This window comes from Qaidamihabitans albus, assembly GCF_016464705.1.
GTDB lineage: Bacteria > Actinomycetota > Actinomycetes > Mycobacteriales > Pseudonocardiaceae > Qaidamihabitans > Qaidamihabitans albus.
On record NZ_JAEHOB010000001.1, the window covers coordinates 374,556 to 391,953 of the forward strand.

The following is a 17,398-nucleotide window of genomic DNA, read 5'->3' on the forward strand; positions in this document are numbered from 1 at the left end:
TTCGTACCTCGATCAGTTCGGGGCTGCTGTCGATGCTGTCGACGGCCCGCCGGAATCAGTGTCGGCGATGTTCCTGCGTCGCTGATACCAGGCCGCCAACAGCAGGGGCAAGGTAAGGAACATCAAGAGATCGGCGGGCATCATGTGCTTGAACATCTCGTTCTTCCCGTCCGACATCATGACAGCCCAGAACTGGGCCGTCATCGAGCCCAGCAGGAACAGGCCGAGCACGCCGATCGACTGCCTGCGTGGCGATCGTCGATAGCGGCGGACTACGGAGACCGACACTGCGAGTACGAGCAGCCACTGCAGGACGAAGAACCACGGTATCGCGCGGTAGGCACCGGCGAACCACGAGATCACCGCTACCCGGCTCTCCTTGGCGTACGGTGGTTTCCCCGCGTCCTCCGGGTAGTTCGCCATGTATGTCTCGGTCCCGTAGCCCGCCATTCCGGTCAGACCTGTGTCAAGAAGCTTGACCAGCCGGCCCGGATGGGAGAGGTAGAACATCGCGACCTTGGCGTCCGTCACGGCCTCCGTGAATCCGGCATACGCCGGGTCGTACGCGACCGTGTCAGGCGAGTAGATGTTCGTGCCTGCACCCCTGGCCAGTGAGGGATCCAACCCGAACCATCTCAGGTCGCTTTCCGGATCCGGGCTCATCGGCAGCATCGTCGTGAAGATCTGGCTGTAGGAGTGGATTTCGGCGTATCGCTTCGGCTGACCGGCGACGTTCGCGCAGCCGACCACGGTCAACGCCGCGATCAGCGCGAGCGCCGGTGCCCTGACCCACAACCAGTGCGTGGCCCGTGACCGGCGGAGCGTGCGGTTTCCGCGGACGGGCTTCAGCGGACTGGTGGCGTGCCAGTGTTCCGGCAGGCTCGGACGCAGCAGCAGAACGACGATCAATGCGGGTAGCAAGACGATCATCTGAGTCTTGGCGAGTACCGCGAAGGCCCCGACTCCGGTGACGGCCAGTAGCGCGCCCCAGGTGTATCGCCGCCGGCTCAGCAACCACAGCAGCGCCGGGCACAACAGGAACAAGCCCAGCAACGCCGCAGGCTCGGAGTACGACGAGGCGTAGAACCGCGCGATCCCCGAGTCGACCATGACCAGGCCGGCAAGGCCGGCCACCAGAATCCGCTTGAAGGGAGAGAGGGAAGGAGGCAGCACGAGCACCAGTAGCCCAACGCCGACTCCGACCAGCAGCGCGCAGAGCACGGCGAGCACTCGAAGGTCCACACCCGCGGGCAGGCCCAGCATCGAGCCGAACCAGCCGGTGAATCGCAGCAGGATCAACTGGCTGGACCAGTAAGTCTCGCCGGTGGACGGTACTCCGCAGGTTTCGCCGTAGTACCGGTGGGACGGCCAATGCAGGTGCAGGTAGCCGCTCGACCCGCCCATGTTGGGCTCGACCGGTGCGGCGCCGACCTGGCACATGAGATGGTGGCCGTCGCCGGCATCCGCCAGCCCGACCGGGACCGGCCACAGCATTCTGACCACAGCGATGGTGGCCCAGAGACCGCCGATGGCCGCGGCTGTCCACGCGCGGTGTCTGGTCATCCACCGGACCATCCGGGTGATCGTCTCGCGCGCCAGCTCGGCGGCCCGCCACCCCACGAGCTGTGCTTTCGAAGGGCGCGTACCGTTCTCGTGTTCCGCGGCGTCGGACTCCTCGGGAGCCTGCTTGGCCAGGGCGGTGCTCATCTCTCGTCTCCTTGGCTGCTCGGGGCGATCGAGCCGCTCGTCAACGGCTGTCCGTCGGGCAGGGCCACGCTGCATTCGATGACCCCGCCGTCCTCGGTGAGATGCGCCTCGGGCCGGTACGGCGTTTCCGCGACCGGTTGCCGGAGGAACTCGGATACCGTCGGCCGGCAGATCGGCGCCGCCCAGCGCTGGAACTCGGCATGCTGCTCGGCGGTGAAGTCGGCGGGTGCTCCGGCGAACCGTTCCTCCGGAACCGCTGCGATGGAGTTCACCGACTCCGACCGGTGTGGCTGGTCGCAGCTGACCTCGGTGGTTAGGTCGGTCCAGCAGCGGCGGAATGTCGCGCCCGCGGGTTCGGTGAACACGTCGCGCATCGAGTCGGTCACCGCGAGCAGGCGGCTGGGATCGGTCGTGCTCTTGGGCAGGAGCTCGCAGCGGTATCGGCGCAGGCCACGTTGCCATTCGCGGTCGGTGGGAAGCCGGAGCATGACATCGACACCCCAGACCTCGTCCCGTGGCCCCGCCCCCATGTACTTCCGGGCTGGCCCGCGGCACAGGTCGTTCACCACCATGAGGCGTTTCTCCGGTGTCATCCGCTCCTCGCGGTCGGCCAGCTCGCCGGTCAGCTCACCGACTGCGGCGGTCTCGGACTGGTGCGGCTGGTTACAGGGAACCGCTGGGCGCACGTCGCTGAAGCTGTACTGTTCCGCAGCCGTCTCGAAGGCATGGCAGGTGCCCACGACCTGATCGATGGTCTGTACGGCGCCCGCCCACGTGGCGTTGGGTTGCCAGGTGAGACTGAGAGTGGCCACGGTCAGCACCGTCGCTGCCGCGGCCCTCGCGTGCCGCCATCGTCGGGACGCGGCCGTGCGCAGCGCCCGCCCGACCGCGTGTCTCGCCTCCAGGGACGTGCGCCGCGCGCCCTGGATGGCTGGTCGTGCCCGACGGGCGAGGTGTACCCCCACTGTGCTGCCGGTTCGGTGCATCCACCGCGCGGCGGGCCGCACACGGTCCGCGACGGCTGAGCGGGCAGGCGCCGACACGTGCCGCAGACGCTGCCAGCCAGCGGAAACTCGCTGTTTCACCTCAAGACTCCTCTGTGTTCGGCAAAGGCTCGGGACCTAGTGGTCGACGGTGACCTCGTCAACCGGCAACAACTCGTCCAGCAGGGGGAAGACTGCGCACCAGAAGAGCGCGCCGACAGCGGCCGCCAGGACGACCGCGAGTCCGATCCGGACAGCCAGCGGCCCGGGCAGGCTACGCCAGATGAGGCCATACATGTGACCGGCTCCTTGCTTAGTGCTTCGTTCGAACGTCTGCGAGCTCGGCATGGATGATGAGCCTGCGTGCGCTGCTCCATTTCGGTTCACACGTGGTCAGCGTGAGAACAGCCCTGGTCGGCCTCGCACCGGGGCGGTCAGGATTCGGCTTGATGACGCCGAGTTCATCCGGCTGCACGATCTTTCGTTGGTAGACGCGATACGTGAACCACGCATCCCGCGTCTCCACTGCCACGACATCACCGTTGCTCACCCGATCGAGATCCAGAAAGACGCCGCTCGAACGATGCCCGGCCACGGCGAAGTTGCCGAGCTTGCCGGGCATAGCCGTCCCCGGGTAATGACCAGGTCCGTTCCGCAGGGCCGCCTGCGAGACTCCCTCGACGACCGCCCACCGCTTGTCCAGGCCCGGAACGGCAAGGCGCACGAAAGGTTCTCCCTGATGAACCCGATGCGGCCGTGTGACCGGCTCCGCGGAGGAGGCCGAGGGGGCCTGCCAGGCCTGCTCGAGCCCGGCATCCAGCCGCTCCTGGGCGTGTGCGACCTCGGCCGGCTTGCCCAGGAACTGGTAGGCGACAAAAAAGAGGAAGAGCACCCCGACGGTGAACAGCAGCTCGCCGACGACCTGCAAGGCCATGCGCGCGCGCCCGTTCGTCCTGGCGCGGTCGGCGCTCGATGTCGGCGCCGAGGAAACCGAGTTGCCTATCGTGGACATCAGTGTTCCACCGCTGCGGTCTCGGTGTGGGCCTCGTGGACGTTCCTGCGGGTCTTCGCCCAGCCGTTCCTCTTCCTGCCCAGCCTGATCAGTGCGCGCCACGAGGTGATGTAGAACGAATAGATGTAGACGGCGTAGGTGAGTCCCCAGCCGATCCCGCGCAGGACACTGCCCTCGCGTTCGCAGCGGAGCCAGTAGATCGGGCCCCAGACGAGAAACGGGAGAAGACCGATCGTCCCATAGACCGCGAAGAACATCCATGCGCCTTCACCGAACCAGGCCCATGTGACGTCCGGGGCCTGCACGGTGCGCGCGGCCAGGATGATCATCGGGATGGGATAGACGATGCTGCCGACCAACTGCATCCAGGGCTGCGCCAGGTAGTAGATCATCTCGGCCGTGCCGACGGTGCTCAGGTGTTCCGAGCTCCAGATCCGCCGCGTATAGCGTGAGCACTGCATCGTGCCTTGGCTCCACCGGGTGCGCTGCGCGAGGAAACGCCGCACGCTGTACAGACCTTCCTGGTCGACGTGGGTGTCGTTGGAGAAACCGGTGCGCCAGCCGGCGGTCAGCAGGTGCACACCGAGTTCGAAGTCCTCCAGGAGGCAACCGCCCCACGGTTGCAGGTCGTCGCCCGCTATGGAGTCCAGCGCGGACAACCGGGTGAACTGGCCGTTGCCACCCATCGAGATCGTGCCGGTGAACTTGCGAGAATACTGGATCGCCGCGATCGCTGAGCGGAACTCCAGATCCTGCATGCGGACGAGCAACGAGCCTCGCGATCGCCGAAAGCCCTTCACGTTGCGCTGGGCCTGGCCCCGGTTGGACATGCGGACATCGATCTGCACCGCGCCGATCGCGGGATCACCGAACAGGTGCGGTGCGGCGCACACGCTCAAGCAGTTCGGAGCCGGTCGGCCATCGGCGTCGACGACAACGACGATCACCCTTCCGGGGTCGGCGTCGTCGCCGAGCCACGCCTTGATCGCGCGATAGCCCGCGTTGAGTGCCTCGCCCTTGCCGAGCCGGGCGTCGGGCCGGTACCGGCGAACCAGGTGGACATTCTCGTCCGGCTCCGCGCCCGCGTTCCGCCGTTCGTCGACGACACGCACGGTGTCGTCGGCTGAGTCGTCGTCGATGACCCACAGATGCGCGGCCGGAAAGGTCTGTCGGAGGTATCGAATCGTGTCGCCGATGACCTCCTCCTCGTCACGGCACGGTATGAGGAGGTGCCAGTCCCAGTCGAGTGCGTCGCCCTTCTGATCGGGACGCCTGCGGAGGAAGGGGACGATGATCAAGAAGACGTACGTGACGAAGGCCATGCTCATGGCGATCGCAATCGCCTGCGTGAATCCGAGCAGTGCGTCCAACGAAATCAGGGTCACGTGGCCTCTCCTGACTGCCGAGCCGTGCTGGCGGGCCGCGTCTTGATGAAGACGAGTACGAACAGCAGGATTGCCGCCGCCATGCAGATGACGGTGCTCATGGAGCTGAAGACCGTGGCGCCGATGTTGTGGCGATAACGCGGCGGGGCGTTGTCAGCCAGCAGTCCGGTCAGCAGGACCCTCAACTGGTTCGCGACGACCAACGTGCCCACCGCGGAGGCGAGGGCGGCGAAACCCCGTCCTCCCGCCGTCGGCCGCAGGGCGACGATCGGGATCGTCGCGAGTACCAGTGGAAGCGCGAGCAGTGGTGTCGCGTGCTGCGCGGCGATCCGGATACCCATCAACTGACCGTCGGTCAGCTTGAATACGACCATCTCGGTACCCGCCGGCACGTGTGCGTCCGAGAACATCACGACGGCAAGGCTCAGCGCGGAGATGTGTGCTTCGATCCGCTGGAACCGCTCAAGATGCATGACGGCCACGGCTGTCGCGGCGAGCAGTGCAGCGGCCAGCATGTGAGGTGTGTACCTCGAGCTTGTTAACGACGCCCAACGCGTCATGACCATCCGAGAACTCCATGGAATCAGGCAGGGGGGTACTCATCCTCAATGCAACGAGTATTTCCTGGATTCGCTCCTGAACGCGCATCGACGTTGGGTGAAGTCGGGAGTCTGTTGGGGGAGGCAGCCGGCGGTATGAAACTACTGACAGTCGCCCGTGTCGCTCTGCTAGGCGGCCCCCGTCCCCTCATGGTGTCCCAAGCTGGCGTACCCCCCGACAGCCGTCGATAGGGTCCCGTGTGGACGAACGCCGGTGAGCGCAGCATTGCTGCGCGGTGACGATTCGTTTCAGTACGGCGCCGCGATTGTCGTGGTCGTCTAACACGGGAGGATGTAACTCGCTATGTACAAGTTCCCCGGCATGGGAATTGTGGTCGGGACCGGCACCGCGCAAGGCCTCGCGGTGACGGGCTTCGACTACGCGTGGTGGATCTTTTTCGGCATGGTCATGCTCATCGCCGGAGCGTTCCTGTTCCGAGTCGCCCAGCGACGAGGACGGCACACCCATGCATCGGCTCGACCGCAGCAGTCGTGACGCGATGGTCAGAAGAAACCGGAAACCCTGAGACATCGACGGCTTGAGAGGAACTCCTGTTGTTCAGTCAGGTCGCACTGCTGGCGGGTACCCGGCCCGAGGCAATCAAGGTCGCGCCGGTGGCGCTTGCGCTCGCAGATCATCCGGCAATGCGCCCACTGATCGTGCATAGTGGACAGCACGAGGGGATGGTGGGTCAGGCGCTGGAGCCTTTCGGCCTCGCTCCTGATGTGGAGATCCCGGTGGAACGCCACAGGGGTAGCCAGTCCGAGCTGGTCGCGGCCCTGCTGCCTGCGTTGGACGACATGCTCGTCCAACGGCGGCCTGCGGCCCTGGTCGTTCAAGGGGACACCTCCACCACGGTCGCTGGGGCGCTTGCCGCGTTCTGGCGTGGCGTGCCGGTCGTGCACCTCGAAGCGGGGTTGCGCACCGGGAATCTTGACCTGCCTTTTCCGGAGGAGGGAAACCGGCAGATGATCTCCCGGATCGCCTCACTGCACCTGGCTCCCACGCCGGCGGCCGCTGAGGCGCTCCGTCATGAGTCGCCACCGCGCAGCCGGATCTCGGTTACCGGCAACACGGTCGTGGATGCCGTGCAGTACATCGCCGATGCCGACCTACCACCACGGAACTCCGAGCTGGCGGCACTCGAGCGCGAACCGAGCGTTCGTCGTGGGCGGCTGATGCTGGTGACCGTGCACCGCAGGGAGTCGTGGGGTGCGCCGCTGGACCGGGTCCTTACCGGCGTACTCGACATCGTCCGAAGGTACGACGATCTCTACGTGGTGCTGCCCACGCACCCCAATCCGGCCGTAGCGGCGCAGGTCAACCGGCTGCTGCGGGGCCACCCACGGGTGTTCGTGACCAAACCGCTGGACTACCCGGACCTGATCCGCGTCCTGCGCCGCGCCGATCTCGTCCTGACGGACTCGGGCGGGATTCAGGAGGAAGCACCGACATTTGGTGTGCCGGTCCTGGTCGCCCGGGAGGTGACGGAGCGACTCGAGGCTGTTCATGCCGGCTGTGCATGGCTTGTCGGCACCAGTATGCGACGAATTGTTGTCGAGGCGGATCGTTTGTTACACGCGAGCTACCGATTCCCCGTCGAGAACAATCCATACGGAGACGGTAAAGCGGGCCTCCGTGTCGTGGACGAGCTCGAAATGCTGCTCGATCCTGGCGCCGAGCCCGATGGTGCGGGATACCCAAACGACGTCGCGGCTTCGGCTTAGCGTCTCGCACTCCGCCACAACTCAGTCGAGGGAGCTCGGCGGGTGGGCGCCGTCCGAAATCGAGGAGGTGAATTTCAGTTCTTCCTGACTTTCATTCATCGTGGTAGTCGTCACGGCGACCCCGGCCGCTGTCCCGGATCCCGAACCGGGGACAACGGTGGTCTGCCAGCCATCTGTTTGCTCTGCCGTCCTTCGACGGTAATCGAGTCCCGCTGTGTCATTCGAGATGGCGGGTATTAAGGAAAGGAATTCCTCGCAATGAAGATTATGCGTCGTGTGGCCACAGTGGTCGCTGGCATCGCAGCGGCCAGCGCGGTCGGTGCGGTCGTCGCTCCGACCGCGATGGCCAACTACCCCCGTCCCGTGGGGGTCGAAGGCTGTGAATGGTCGACAGCTCCGAAGCAGGGTGTCGAGGGTCTGCTGTGGGGTGCGGCCTACGGTCCCTCGGGCTCGCAGAACCACTACGTGTACTGCAACCCTGCCTCGGGTGCGGCGGGTGCGCCAACAGCTGACGTCGCTCCGACCGCTCCGACGGCCCCGACCGCTCCGACCGCCCCGACGGCCCCGACCGCTCCGGTTGCTCCGGCCGGACCAGCGACCCAGGTGATGACCGAAGCGGCCACCGCTCCAGCCACGGTTGACAGGACGCTGGCGGAGGTCGGCGCGCAGGCGGCACCGCTGACGGCCGCCGTGAACGACGTGGCGCCCCAAGAAGCGGCACCGCAGCAGGCCGAGTCACAGGAAGCGAAGGCGCAGGAAGCGGTCGTCGGAACTGCGAAGGATGCGGTCTCGTTGACCGCGCTGACCGAGGCGGTGCCTCAGGACGTGCTCCCGGAGGCATCCCCCGAACAGGCCGTCACCGAGATGGTCACCAAGGCCGCTGCTCTGGAGTCCGAGCCGGCAGCTTCGACGGTGCCGGCGGTTTCCGCGGCGCCGGGCGTTGACGCTGTCACCAGCCCGCTCTCCGCGGTGAAGGAAAGCGTGGACCTGGCCACGAAGCAGCTGGGGATTGGCTCCCTGCCTGTTTCGACGCCGTCTATCTGATCCAGAGCCGAGTCGAATCGGGGCGTGGGGACTTGTCTCGACGCCCCGATTCTCGGTTAGCTACCTCGATGGAACAACGATGGTGCGAGTCCTTGCTGGCCAAGGCGTGCGGTTCCGGCCGAGTACGCTGCCCGTACTCGTGCGCAGCTTTGTCGCTCCCGTGCCGTGCGAGCACGAGAAGTGTGAGCGGCGGTGTTCCTACTGCCTCCGGCCGGGCGTTGCGCTGAGCCAGGCCGGAAGAGACCGTTGGGTCTCGTTCTGCGCCGAGCACGACAGCAACCACCGATGGTTGTGTGACCCGGCGACCCGGACCTGGTGGTACCTTCCGCCACCGCTGGTCAACGATCAACGATCGTGGTGGTACCTCCGGTACCACGTCGACGGAACCCCGGGCTGGGCGAAAGGTCTCTACCTGCATCGGCAGTCGGGCGATACGACGGTCGAGCTCGGCGTGGCGACGTTTCATCGTGCCCGCGTTGTGGCTGCGCGGTTCCTCCGGAGCCAGGCCAACCTTGCGGAGGGTCGGACGCGCGTAATGAAGTCCGATCTTGACGATGTCACGCGGGAGCGAGCTGGCCGGATGAGCGTCGAGGAGCTCACTGATCTCAGCCAGCAGGGGCGGCTGGAGATGCTCCGTGGTCGGTCGTTCGGCGGCGCGCACGACGTCGACCAGCCGGTAGAACTTTCGCTGTGACAGCGCCGGGGCCGCGTGTACCGGAACCAGACCGTGTTCGCTCAACCGGCGCCGCAGGACCTTCCCGCCACCGCGCCACGAAGGATCGATATCGCTGAGTACCCGTCGCAGCAGCGCGTTGTGCAACCTGTCGACACCGAGGATGGAGAAGGCGGTGAGCACGTTGTCCAGCAGTGACGTTTCCGGACCAGCCTGGAATCGGTCGTCGAGCTGGGTCAAGACCCCCAGGGGCTCGACGATTGTCTCCAGAACGAGGCTTCTCAGCTCTTCGGCAGAGGCAGGCTGGGCGCGTTTGCCGTCGCAGGCGGAGGCCCTTGCGGCTCCTTAACGGCAACCATCACGCGAGTGCCGGCAGGAAGGACATTCCAATGCGGACATTCCTGGGCCGTCTCCAGGCCACAGTGGTCGTGGTTGCCGATTGCCATTCCCGTACCAGCTCCACCGTCGCGCTCGGGTATGTCTCCTTGATACTCAGGCCCGTACTGGCCGGAATGCCAGCTCGGGACAAGGCCGGGACCGCGATTCACGCAGCCAGGCAACGTCGGACGCATAAGGTAATCGGCGCGATTCATGGCCCAGAACCACGTGGCCATGATCTCGGCACGCGAGTCGAGACTGTGGCCGAGAGGATGAGGGTGGTTTTGGCCAGGTTGATCTTTTTGCAAAGCAACTGCCAGCCTACGCCGATGCCTGACGCCGTCCTGTCGTTCGTCCCTCCTGTCCCGTACGACTCGGCAGCGTTCGGCTGGCATACGAATGGTTTTGACGGACGTTGTTCGCTGTGCCTGTTGCCTGCCGTGACGATGGCGCGGGCGGGAAGGCGAAGATGGCTCGCGTTCTGTGTCATGCACGACTGCCAGCGCAGGTGGGTGCGCGAACTCGGGAGTATCCGGTGGTGGTACCTGCCTCCGCCGTTGAGCAATGAAGGCGACTCATGGTGGTACCTGGATCATCATCCGGCAGGGCTCTACGGCGGCCGCGCAGGTTGGTACCTCCATGAGCGGCGCGGATTCAGAATCATAGAGATCCACGCCACGACGGCCCACCGTGCTCGCGCGATCACTGAATCATGCCTCGCGCGACTGTTCCTCAGCCAAGAGACCTCGTGAGCGCTCAGCCGTGTTCTGGCGAAGCCAAGCGCTCACGAGGCAGCGCGTCACACTAGGGGATGGCAACCTTCGGGCTTCGACGTCGCTTCGCGCTGTAGTGGCACCTTGTTCGCCTTGTCGTGTGTGGAGTTGGATGCTCCCCACGCGTCGACAGCAGCGGTCTGCCACAGCGGCGTGCACCCGATTCGTATCGGTGTCGGAGCTTTGCCCCGAGAGACGTACGACGACCACGATCCAAGTTGGATCTCTATTCCGTGGTTCTCCCGGAGTCGCTCAACGACCTGCCTTCTGGTCAGCAAGTCTTCCGGTCTTAACTCACTACTTTCCAATTCGTGTCACCACTATCATGTAGAACGTTGGGTTGCCGCCTCGAGTCGTAAAAGTGCGCATCCTCGCCTCAGGATCAGCACGACTGAGGAAGCCTACGTTACGGAGTCAAGGTTATGCACGAGCCGAGCAGGTTCTGGTTCGGCCACGATTCGGCGCGGCCGAGAATTTACCTTCTCCCGCCTGAGACAGTCGTGGTTCGCTGGCGGACTCCTGTCGACGCACTCGGCCGTACACGTGGTCATTCCACGTCACCGGACGTCCCTGGTGTCGTGCCGTCGCGTGCGAACACGCCGGCAGGTCAGGAGCTGAGCACGATCCCTTTGGGTCCGACTGGCGGGAATCGAGTCGGTCGAAGGCTCCCTTCATCGGACAGGCCCAAATCCTGAGTGGTCCATGACCTGTGTGGGCCATGGTGGTGCTTCGGCCTCTATGCCCGTGAGACATGTCAATTCGCAACCCCAAAACAACGGTCGAACATCCCGTTCCGGAACTGTAGCAGGCGTCTCGTTGGTGTCGCGGTTTGCTTGACCATGAATATGGCGAGCTCATCAGCCAGTCTACGGAAGGAAGTGCGAGCCTCCGATATTGGTGACGTACGAAGTCAACCGAGGGACGGACGCGCTCCACACGGTTACTGTATGCGTTGCGGCCACCCCTGTAGAGCGTATTTCTGAGTGCAGTGTGTCGGCATTCACGTTTAGCCAAAGAGCATTTACTGGCAGGGCGTCAAGAAAGCTCGCCGTACCCGGATGAGGCGTGAGGGCCCGGTGGCGGTGCGGCACCACCGCGGTGGTCCCTGCGGTCGGATCGCTTGCTGAGCGATACGCGGTTCGGTGGTCATTGACCGCTTGGAGGAAGCGGTAACGTCCTCGTTCATCAGTTAGGGCGTTTCGCTTGGCCGTGCAGGTTCGTCACGTGGGCGCCGCAAAGGGGCTCGACGATGGGCGATTGGTGTCCCTGGGACGGGACTGGCATCGATTTTATCGTCAGGTCGCAAACGGGCAGGAGGTTGAAATGAGAGTCAGTTTTTCCCGATCGAGCGTCTCACTGGTTGCCGGTGCTTGCTGGCTTTGGCCTCGGCAGGCACGGCCGCCGCCAGTGTTGGCACCGCGACGGGACCGTCCGGCGTCGATGCCGGTCACGCGGTGGTAGCCAAGCAGAATCCGGATTGGCTGCAGCAGGCCCAGCAATGGGAACCGCAGTGGCAGCATTGGCAGGAGCAGTTCCAGCAAATGCAGCCGTAGTGGTCGTGCACGTGCCTTCCTGAAATTCGAGGTAGAGCCGCTGGACGTGGCTGGGTTCGGCGCGGACGGAACGCCGCGCCGAACCCAGCGGTCACCGAATGAACCTCGGAGGTGCACACGATACGTCGGATCGTGCTTCGAGTCGGCTACTGGGAGGCCTGGGAAACAGAGGGCAGGCCCGCGCTGCGACAAGGGGGGTTGTGACACACAGGTGCGTCGATACGACGTGCGAGAGCGTCGGGACTGTCCTCCGCAAACGTTGGCGAGTTGCCACACTGGCCGTCGGCTTGGGCCACTCCGGACAACTGGGATGGTGTCGTGTGCGGTGCGCTCGGGAACGGGCGAGGTCTTCTCGGCGCACTGCACGACCTCGGCTCGGCGCGGGGTGAGCAGGGCGTAGGGCTGCATCAGACGATGATCGACGTCGCGGCCCTGTACAGCACGGCGTTTTACCTCCTCGGGCCGGTTGCGTCCACTCGCCGGACCCGGCATGACGGGCCACCGATGCCCTGCCGCTAGACTGCTGACTACGGGCCGTTAGCTCAATTGGTAGAGCTGCGGACTTTTAATCCGTAGGTTCCGGGTTCGAGCCCCGGGCGGCCCACAGGTTTTCGCAGGCCATGACGTTCTTCGCGGCAAGTTGTTCTGGCGCGGGGCAGTCGCGTAGCCACGACACTCTGGGAGCCGACTCGGAGACGCCGCCACGCCGATGGTGAGGCCCGGCCGCGCTCGTCTAACCGCCCGTGTCGGCCTCCGGACGATCAGGTTCCCGGCTGGAAACGCCTCACCCGCAGGGCTACGCCAGCGCGCCGGGCCAGGGCGACTGTTGCGGCGGTGGTGACGGGCCCGACCAGCGCCTCCTGGCGCCGTTCGGACACCATACTGGCCGCGTCGTGGTCACCGGTCCCCTGCGTCATCTGCTACCGACACGTCGAACGACTTTGTTAGAACTCAACGATCGCTAGCAATGCGGCTGACGAGATCGTCACCTGAGCGCACGCCGGAAGCCTGCAAGCGCAGCATCGCGCCACGGGCCGGGTACCCCGACGTCGGCCGCCAGCGGAAGCCGTGCCACGCGCGGGGCGACCTGGGTGCCTGCCCCCAGACACGCGCCCAACGTCGTGGTCGTCCTCGAGAGTACGGCGCTCACTGTGGGTGAGGCACTCCCAGGAGAACCGGAGCCTTCCCGGCGCCGCGCCGCCACCGGAAGGTGAACCGTATGAACGATCACTCCACCTTCACGCGGTCCGATCTCGACGCCGTCCTGGCCGACGTCACGGTGCACGCCCTGGACCCCCTCGTCGGGACCGTGCACCACGCCGACATCCTCCTTGGCGGTGGCCTGGTGGTCGGCGTCGGGCCCGGCCTGATCACCGCGGCGGGGGACGACGGCGCCATCGTAGTCCGCGGTACCGGCACGACCGTCGTTCCAGCGGTCCTCGACGCCGGTGCCGTCCCGGCAGGGGTGCCACGCGGGACCGCGGCGGGCACGCTGGCTCCAGGCGCTCCCGCTCACCTCGCTGTCCTGGCCCGGACCGATGCACCAGACCTCGCTGCCGCCATGCACATCACCCTGACCGCACCACAGCATCTTCGCGCCGCCTTCCGTGACGGGGTCCCGGTCTGGTGGCACGGCACTCCGGTCGACCCTCGACCCGCCGCTTCCGTCCCGGAGCTCACCGGCACCGCCGTGGACCCAAGCCGCAACGGCGTGGGCGTCGACACCAGCGGCTTCCTGCATCAGGAGCTGACTGCCGACGGCCGCTACCGGATCGACGGCGACCGCATCGACCACGCCGGCCACACCATGCGTAAGGAGAACCGATGACCTCCCGCGCCCACCAGCATTCGGAAGCGCTGTCCACCACGCTGCTCGCCGCCGAGGCCGACCCGGACCGCGCCATCCTGCTCACCGGCGCGACGGTGGTGACCATGGACCCGACGCTCGGCACCCTCGACGGCGCCGACCTCCTGATCCGAGGGGACCGCATCGCCGACGTCGGCCACGGCCTCCACGCGCCGGATGCCATCGTCGTTGACGTGACCGGATCCGTGGTGGCTCCCGGTTTCGTGGACACCCACCGCCACGCGTGGCAGGCACAGATGCGGCGGACCATCCCAGACGTCGACGACCTCGCCGGCTACCTCACCTCCACCCTCGCCACGGCCTACAGCCCGCACGACATGTACGTCGGCACCCGGCTGGCCGCGCTGACGGCTCTGGACTGCGGCATCACGACGATGCTCGACTTCTCGCACAACTCCCGTACCAGCGAGCATTCCGATGCCGCGGTCACCGCCCTGCTCGACACCGGAATCCGCGGGGTACACGCCGCCATGGGCCCCCACTTCGGCAGCTGGGACCAGCAGTGGCCAGCCGATCTCGCCCGGCTGAAGACCACCTACTTCTCCTCCGACGACCGGCTCGTCACCCTGCGGCTCGCCGCGCTCGCCACGCCGGACATCGCCGGCCCCCGCCTCGCCTACGGTCCGGACCTCGCGCGCGTCGCGGCCGATCTCGACATCGGCGTGAGCCTCGACGTCATGTTCGGGACCGCCGCGTCCGAAGCGATACTGCGGTGGCAGCGCGCGGGGCTGCTCGGGCCGCACCTGGAATCCATCCACTCGACCGCCCTGTCGGCAGACGCGTGGTCGGCGATGCGCGACGCCGGCGTCACCGTCTCGCTCGCACCCACCTCCGACACCCAGATCGGTCTCGAGGACGCCGTCCCACCGGTCGACGAGGCACTCGCCCACGGAATCCACCCCGGGCTATCCGTCGACGTCGAGGTCGCGCTCGCCTCGGACATGTTCACCCAGATGCGCACCCTGCTCAGCGTCCAGCGCATGCGTGCCGTCCACGCCACCTACGGCACCGGGGCCGAACCCGTGCGGATCACGACCAGCGACGTGCTCGACTTCGCGACCCTCTCCGGCGCCCGCACGCTCGGACTCGACGGCGTCACCGGATCCCTCACCCCCGGCAAGCGGGCGGACCTGATCGTCGTGGACGCCGAGGACCTCAACACCATGCCCCTGCACGACCCCGTCGGGACCCTCGTGCTCGGCGCCGAGCGCAGCAACATCACCTCCGTCTGGGTCGCCGGACGCCTGCGCAAGTGGGACCGCCGGCTCGTCGGCGTCGACATCGCCGCCCTACGCGACCAGGTGCACGCATCCGTCGAGTCGATCGCCACGCGCCTGGCCGGACCGACAGGAGGCGATCACCCGATGACCCCGCGCCCCGGCACGCTCGTCGTCCGCGACGCACTCGTGCACATCACCCCCTCGCGCACGACCAGGGCCGACATCGTCGTGACAGACGGGACGGTGACGCACGTCGGGACTCGGCGCCTGCCGGCGCAACCGGACGCCGTGACCATCGCCGCGGCGGGCGCATCCGCGGTGCCGCTGCTCGTCGACAGCGCCGTCCACGCTCGACCCCCGCACGACCGCCACCTCGACGACCTGGCACCCGGCAACCGCGCCGCCTTCGCCGTGATCCGAGGGGCCGTACGCGAGAACCGCATCCGCCACATGCTCGTTGTCAGCCCCCGCGACCTGCTCGCCGTCGTCGTCGGCGAGCAGGTCGAGGCTCGTCACGGTGTTCCAACCCGGCCGTCCGCCGACCCCGGGGACGGCTGGGCCGGCGCATGGACCGACCCGAACCGGGGAATGACACAGTTTCTGACGTCCCACGGGCGCTACTCCGAAACACGCGGTGGTCGCGCCGACGCGTACACCGGGCGCTACTGGGTGCACGAGGACCGGATCACCTATCTCGACGACCAGGGCTTCTGGGCCTTCGGCCAACAGGTGAACGGAATCCTGCACCACGCCGGGTACGTACTGCACCGAACCACTGACGGTGATCCACGCGGCGGGGGGCGATAGCGCGGCCGCCTCATCCGGGATGACTAAGGTGGATCCGAGAGGTGATCTGGCATGGACATCGCGCCGGCGACGATCTTCACGGCCCGGACCGTGCACGCGCAGGCCGCGGGACCCGTCGAGGCGTTCGCGGTCGTGGGGGAGCACGTCGTCGCCTCCGGCTCGCCGGGCGCGCTGCGCGAGCGCTTTCCCGAGGCCGAGGTGTGCGACTTCGGCGACGCCACTATCGTTCCCGGGTTCAACGACGCACACATTCACATCGGACTCACGGCCGAGGACCTGCTGCACCTCGACCTGTCCCACGCCACCGTGGGCACGGTCGACGGCCTGCTCGAACGGGTCCGCGCCGAGGCGGCTTCGGCGCGGACCGGCGGGTGGGTCCGGGGCGCCCGCTACGACGACGTCAAGACGGGCTCGCTCACGCGGCATGAGCTGGACGTCGCCGCGGGCGACGTGCCGGTGATCATCACGCACATCGCCGCGCACTGGGGCGTGGCCAACAGCGCCGCGCTCGCGGCCCTCGGCTACCACGACGGTAGCGAGCCGCCGCCCGGTGGCGACCTCGGCAGGGATGCCGGTGGCAGGCTAGACGGCCGGCTGATCGAACGTGCCCTGCTCGACGTCCTCTACCCGGCGACGGGAAAGGGGAGCTCCCCGATCGAGCCGAGCAGCGAGGACGAGCGGCTGGCCGGCCTGCGCAGGGCCGTCGAGCTGTGGCACCGCGCCGGGCTCACGTCGATCTGCGACGCGTTGACCTCCCCGGCCGACGTCGCCCTGCTGCGCCGCGCCCGCGCCACCGGTGACCTCACGCTGCGCACCGGCATGCTGCTGGCGGTCGACCATTACGCCAAGGCACGGGAACTGGGTGTCGGCAGCGGTTTCGGCGACGATCATCTGCGACTGGTCGGCGTCAAGAGTTTCGTGGACGGCGCGATCGGCGGGCGCACGTGCCTGCTGTCGGAGCCGTTCGTCGGCACCGACTACCGGGGTGTGCAGATCACCGGCACCAGCGAGCTGCACGACCAGGTCGCGAGCGTGCACGGCCACGGCGACCGGATGGGCGTGCACGCCAACGGCGACGCCGCGATCCGGCTGCTGCTCGACATCTACGAGGACGTCGCAAGGGCCGATCCCAAGCCGGGCCTTCGTCATCGCATCGAGCACTGCACGCTGATCGACGACGAGATCCTGCGGCGCATGCGGGCCCTTGACCTCGTCGCCGTGCCGTTCGCCGGGTATCCCGCGTACCACGGCGGTGCACTGGAGTCGTGGTACGGCGCCGAACGCGTCGGCCGGATGTTCGCGCACCGGTCGTTCCTCGACGCGGGGATCACCGTCGCCGGGTCGTCGGACTACCCGTGCGGCCCGTTCGAGCCACTGCTCGGGATGCAGAGCATGGTGACCCGCCGTGGCATCGACGACGGCGCGCTCGTCGGGCAGCGGCAGCGGATCAGCGCGGCCGAGGCCCTCGCGGTCTACACGGTCGGTTCGGCCGCGGCCAGCGGCGACGAGAACCGCAAGGGACGCCTCGCACCGGGTTTCCTCGCCGACTTCGTCGTGCTCGACCAGGACCCGCTTGCCATCGACCCGTCCGGTATCGCGCAGGTCGGGGTGCGCCACACCTATGTGGGCGGGCGGCTCGTGAGTGAAGAGGGCCGTGCGGCGTAGCGGC

At 66.9% G+C, this 17,398-nt stretch carries 14 protein-coding genes and 1 tRNA gene; 8 read left to right on the top strand and 7 right to left on the bottom strand.

The window, feature by feature from the left end:
• Nucleotides 1-12: 12 nt before the first annotated feature.
• The 6 genes from wsfD to JAP66_RS01900 form a co-directional block, all read right to left on the bottom strand.
• Entirely contained in the window at nt 13-1,707 is a 1,695-nt protein-coding gene (gene wsfD, locus JAP66_RS01875; RefSeq protein ID WP_199429558.1) for a glycan biosynthesis hexose transferase WsfD, read from the bottom strand.
• Nucleotides 1,704-2,519 (bottom strand): septum formation family protein, encoded by an 816-nt coding sequence (locus tag JAP66_RS01880; protein ID WP_199429560.1) that lies wholly within the window; start codon nt 2,517-2,519, stop codon nt 1,704-1,706. The genes wsfD and JAP66_RS01880 overlap by 4 nt, the downstream gene beginning before the upstream one ends.
• A gap of 309 nt (nt 2,520-2,828) precedes the next feature.
• Nucleotides 2,829-2,987 carry a hypothetical protein gene (locus JAP66_RS01885; protein ID WP_199429562.1) on the bottom strand — a complete coding sequence of 53 codons (159 nt, stop codon included), beginning with the start codon at nt 2,985-2,987 and terminating at the stop codon, nt 2,829-2,831.
• Between the two features lie 16 nt (nt 2,988-3,003).
• Entirely contained in the window at nt 3,004-3,624 is a 621-nt protein-coding gene (locus JAP66_RS01890; RefSeq protein WP_199429564.1) for a class E sortase, read from the bottom strand.
• A gap of 77 nt (nt 3,625-3,701) precedes the next feature.
• Complete coding sequence (locus tag JAP66_RS01895) at nt 3,702-5,078, bottom strand: XrtP-associated glycosyltransferase (RefSeq protein ID WP_504956237.1); 1,377 nt, start codon at nt 5,076-5,078, stop codon at nt 3,702-3,704.
• 5 nt (nt 5,079-5,083) lie between these two features.
• A complete protein-coding gene (locus JAP66_RS01900; protein WP_199429565.1) occupies nt 5,084-5,602 on the bottom strand; it encodes a hypothetical protein in 519 nt (172 codons plus the stop codon).
• A 388-nt stretch (nt 5,603-5,990) separates the two neighbouring features.
• Here JAP66_RS01900 and JAP66_RS01905 point away from each other — a divergent pair, with 388 nt between their 5' ends.
• The 3 genes from JAP66_RS01905 to JAP66_RS01915 all read left to right on the top strand — a co-directional run bounded on the left by JAP66_RS01905 (nt 5,991) and on the right by JAP66_RS01915 (nt 8,458).
• Nucleotides 5,991-6,182 (top strand): LAVTG motif-containing sortase-dependent surface protein, encoded by a 192-nt coding sequence (locus JAP66_RS01905; protein ID WP_199429567.1) that lies wholly within the window; start codon nt 5,991-5,993, stop codon nt 6,180-6,182.
• 59 nt (nt 6,183-6,241) lie between these two features.
• A complete protein-coding gene (gene wecB / locus JAP66_RS01910; RefSeq protein WP_199429569.1) occupies nt 6,242-7,414 on the top strand; it encodes a non-hydrolyzing UDP-N-acetylglucosamine 2-epimerase in 1,173 nt (390 codons plus the stop codon).
• 606 nt (nt 7,415-8,020) lie between these two features.
• A complete protein-coding gene (locus JAP66_RS01915; RefSeq protein ID WP_199429571.1) occupies nt 8,021-8,458 on the top strand; it encodes a hypothetical protein in 438 nt (145 codons plus the stop codon).
• On the opposite strand, the gene JAP66_RS01920 is transcribed toward JAP66_RS01915, so the two are convergent.
• Nucleotides 8,451-9,371: a hypothetical protein gene (locus JAP66_RS01920; protein ID WP_199429578.1), complete on the bottom strand. Its 921-nt coding sequence runs from the start codon at nt 9,369-9,371 to the stop codon at nt 8,451-8,453. The two genes, JAP66_RS01915 and JAP66_RS01920, sit on opposite strands and share 8 nt — an antisense overlap.
• Before the next feature lie 2,281 nt (nt 9,372-11,652).
• Here JAP66_RS01920 and JAP66_RS31850 point away from each other — a divergent pair.
• From JAP66_RS31850 to JAP66_RS01945, 5 genes are all read left to right on the top strand, one after another.
• A complete protein-coding gene (locus tag JAP66_RS31850) occupies nt 11,653-11,835 on the top strand; it encodes a hypothetical protein (RefSeq protein ID WP_210769527.1) in 183 nt (60 codons plus the stop codon).
• A gap of 531 nt (nt 11,836-12,366) precedes the next feature.
• Nucleotides 12,367-12,439: transfer RNA gene (locus JAP66_RS01925), tRNA-Lys, on the top strand.
• A gap of 615 nt (nt 12,440-13,054) precedes the next feature.
• Nucleotides 13,055-13,663: an amidohydrolase gene (locus JAP66_RS01930; protein WP_199429580.1), complete on the top strand. Its 609-nt coding sequence runs from the start codon at nt 13,055-13,057 to the stop codon at nt 13,661-13,663.
• Nucleotides 13,660-15,729 carry an Atu4866 domain-containing protein gene (locus JAP66_RS01935; protein WP_235998650.1) on the top strand — a complete coding sequence of 690 codons (2,070 nt, stop codon included), beginning with the start codon at nt 13,660-13,662 and terminating at the stop codon, nt 15,727-15,729. Before JAP66_RS01930 ends, JAP66_RS01935 begins: the two co-directional genes overlap by 4 nt.
• A 51-nt stretch (nt 15,730-15,780) precedes the next feature.
• Nucleotides 15,781-17,394, top strand: a complete 1,614-nt coding sequence (locus tag JAP66_RS01945) for an amidohydrolase (protein WP_199429582.1) — start codon at nt 15,781-15,783, stop codon at nt 17,392-17,394.
• Nucleotides 17,395-17,398: the final 4 nt, after the last annotated feature.

Bases quoted from the DNA above. Each gene is read 5' to 3' on its own strand.
- wsfD (WP_199429558.1), bottom strand. From the start codon at position 1,707: ATGAGCACCGCCCTGGCCAAGCAGGCTCCCGAGGAGTCCGACGCCGCG.
- JAP66_RS01885 (WP_199429562.1), bottom strand. From the start codon at position 2,987: ATGTATGGCCTCATCTGGCGTAGCCTGCCCGGGCCGCTGGCTGTCCGG.
- JAP66_RS01890 (WP_199429564.1), bottom strand. From the start codon at position 3,624: ATGGCCTTGCAGGTCGTCGGCGAGCTGCTGTTCACCGTCGGGGTGCTC.
- JAP66_RS01900 (WP_199429565.1), bottom strand. From the start codon at position 5,602: ATGCTGGCCGCTGCACTGCTCGCCGCGACAGCCGTGGCCGTCATGCAT.
- JAP66_RS01905 (WP_199429567.1), top strand. From the start codon at position 5,991: ATGTACAAGTTCCCCGGCATGGGAATTGTGGTCGGGACCGGCACCGCG.
- JAP66_RS01915 (WP_199429571.1), top strand. From the start codon at position 8,021: ATGACCGAAGCGGCCACCGCTCCAGCCACGGTTGACAGGACGCTGGCG.
- JAP66_RS01930 (WP_199429580.1), top strand. From the start codon at position 13,055: ATGAACGATCACTCCACCTTCACGCGGTCCGATCTCGACGCCGTCCTG.
- JAP66_RS01935 (WP_235998650.1), top strand. From the start codon at position 13,660: ATGACCTCCCGCGCCCACCAGCATTCGGAAGCGCTGTCCACCACGCTG.
- JAP66_RS01945 (WP_199429582.1), top strand. From the start codon at position 15,781: ATGGACATCGCGCCGGCGACGATCTTCACGGCCCGGACCGTGCACGCG.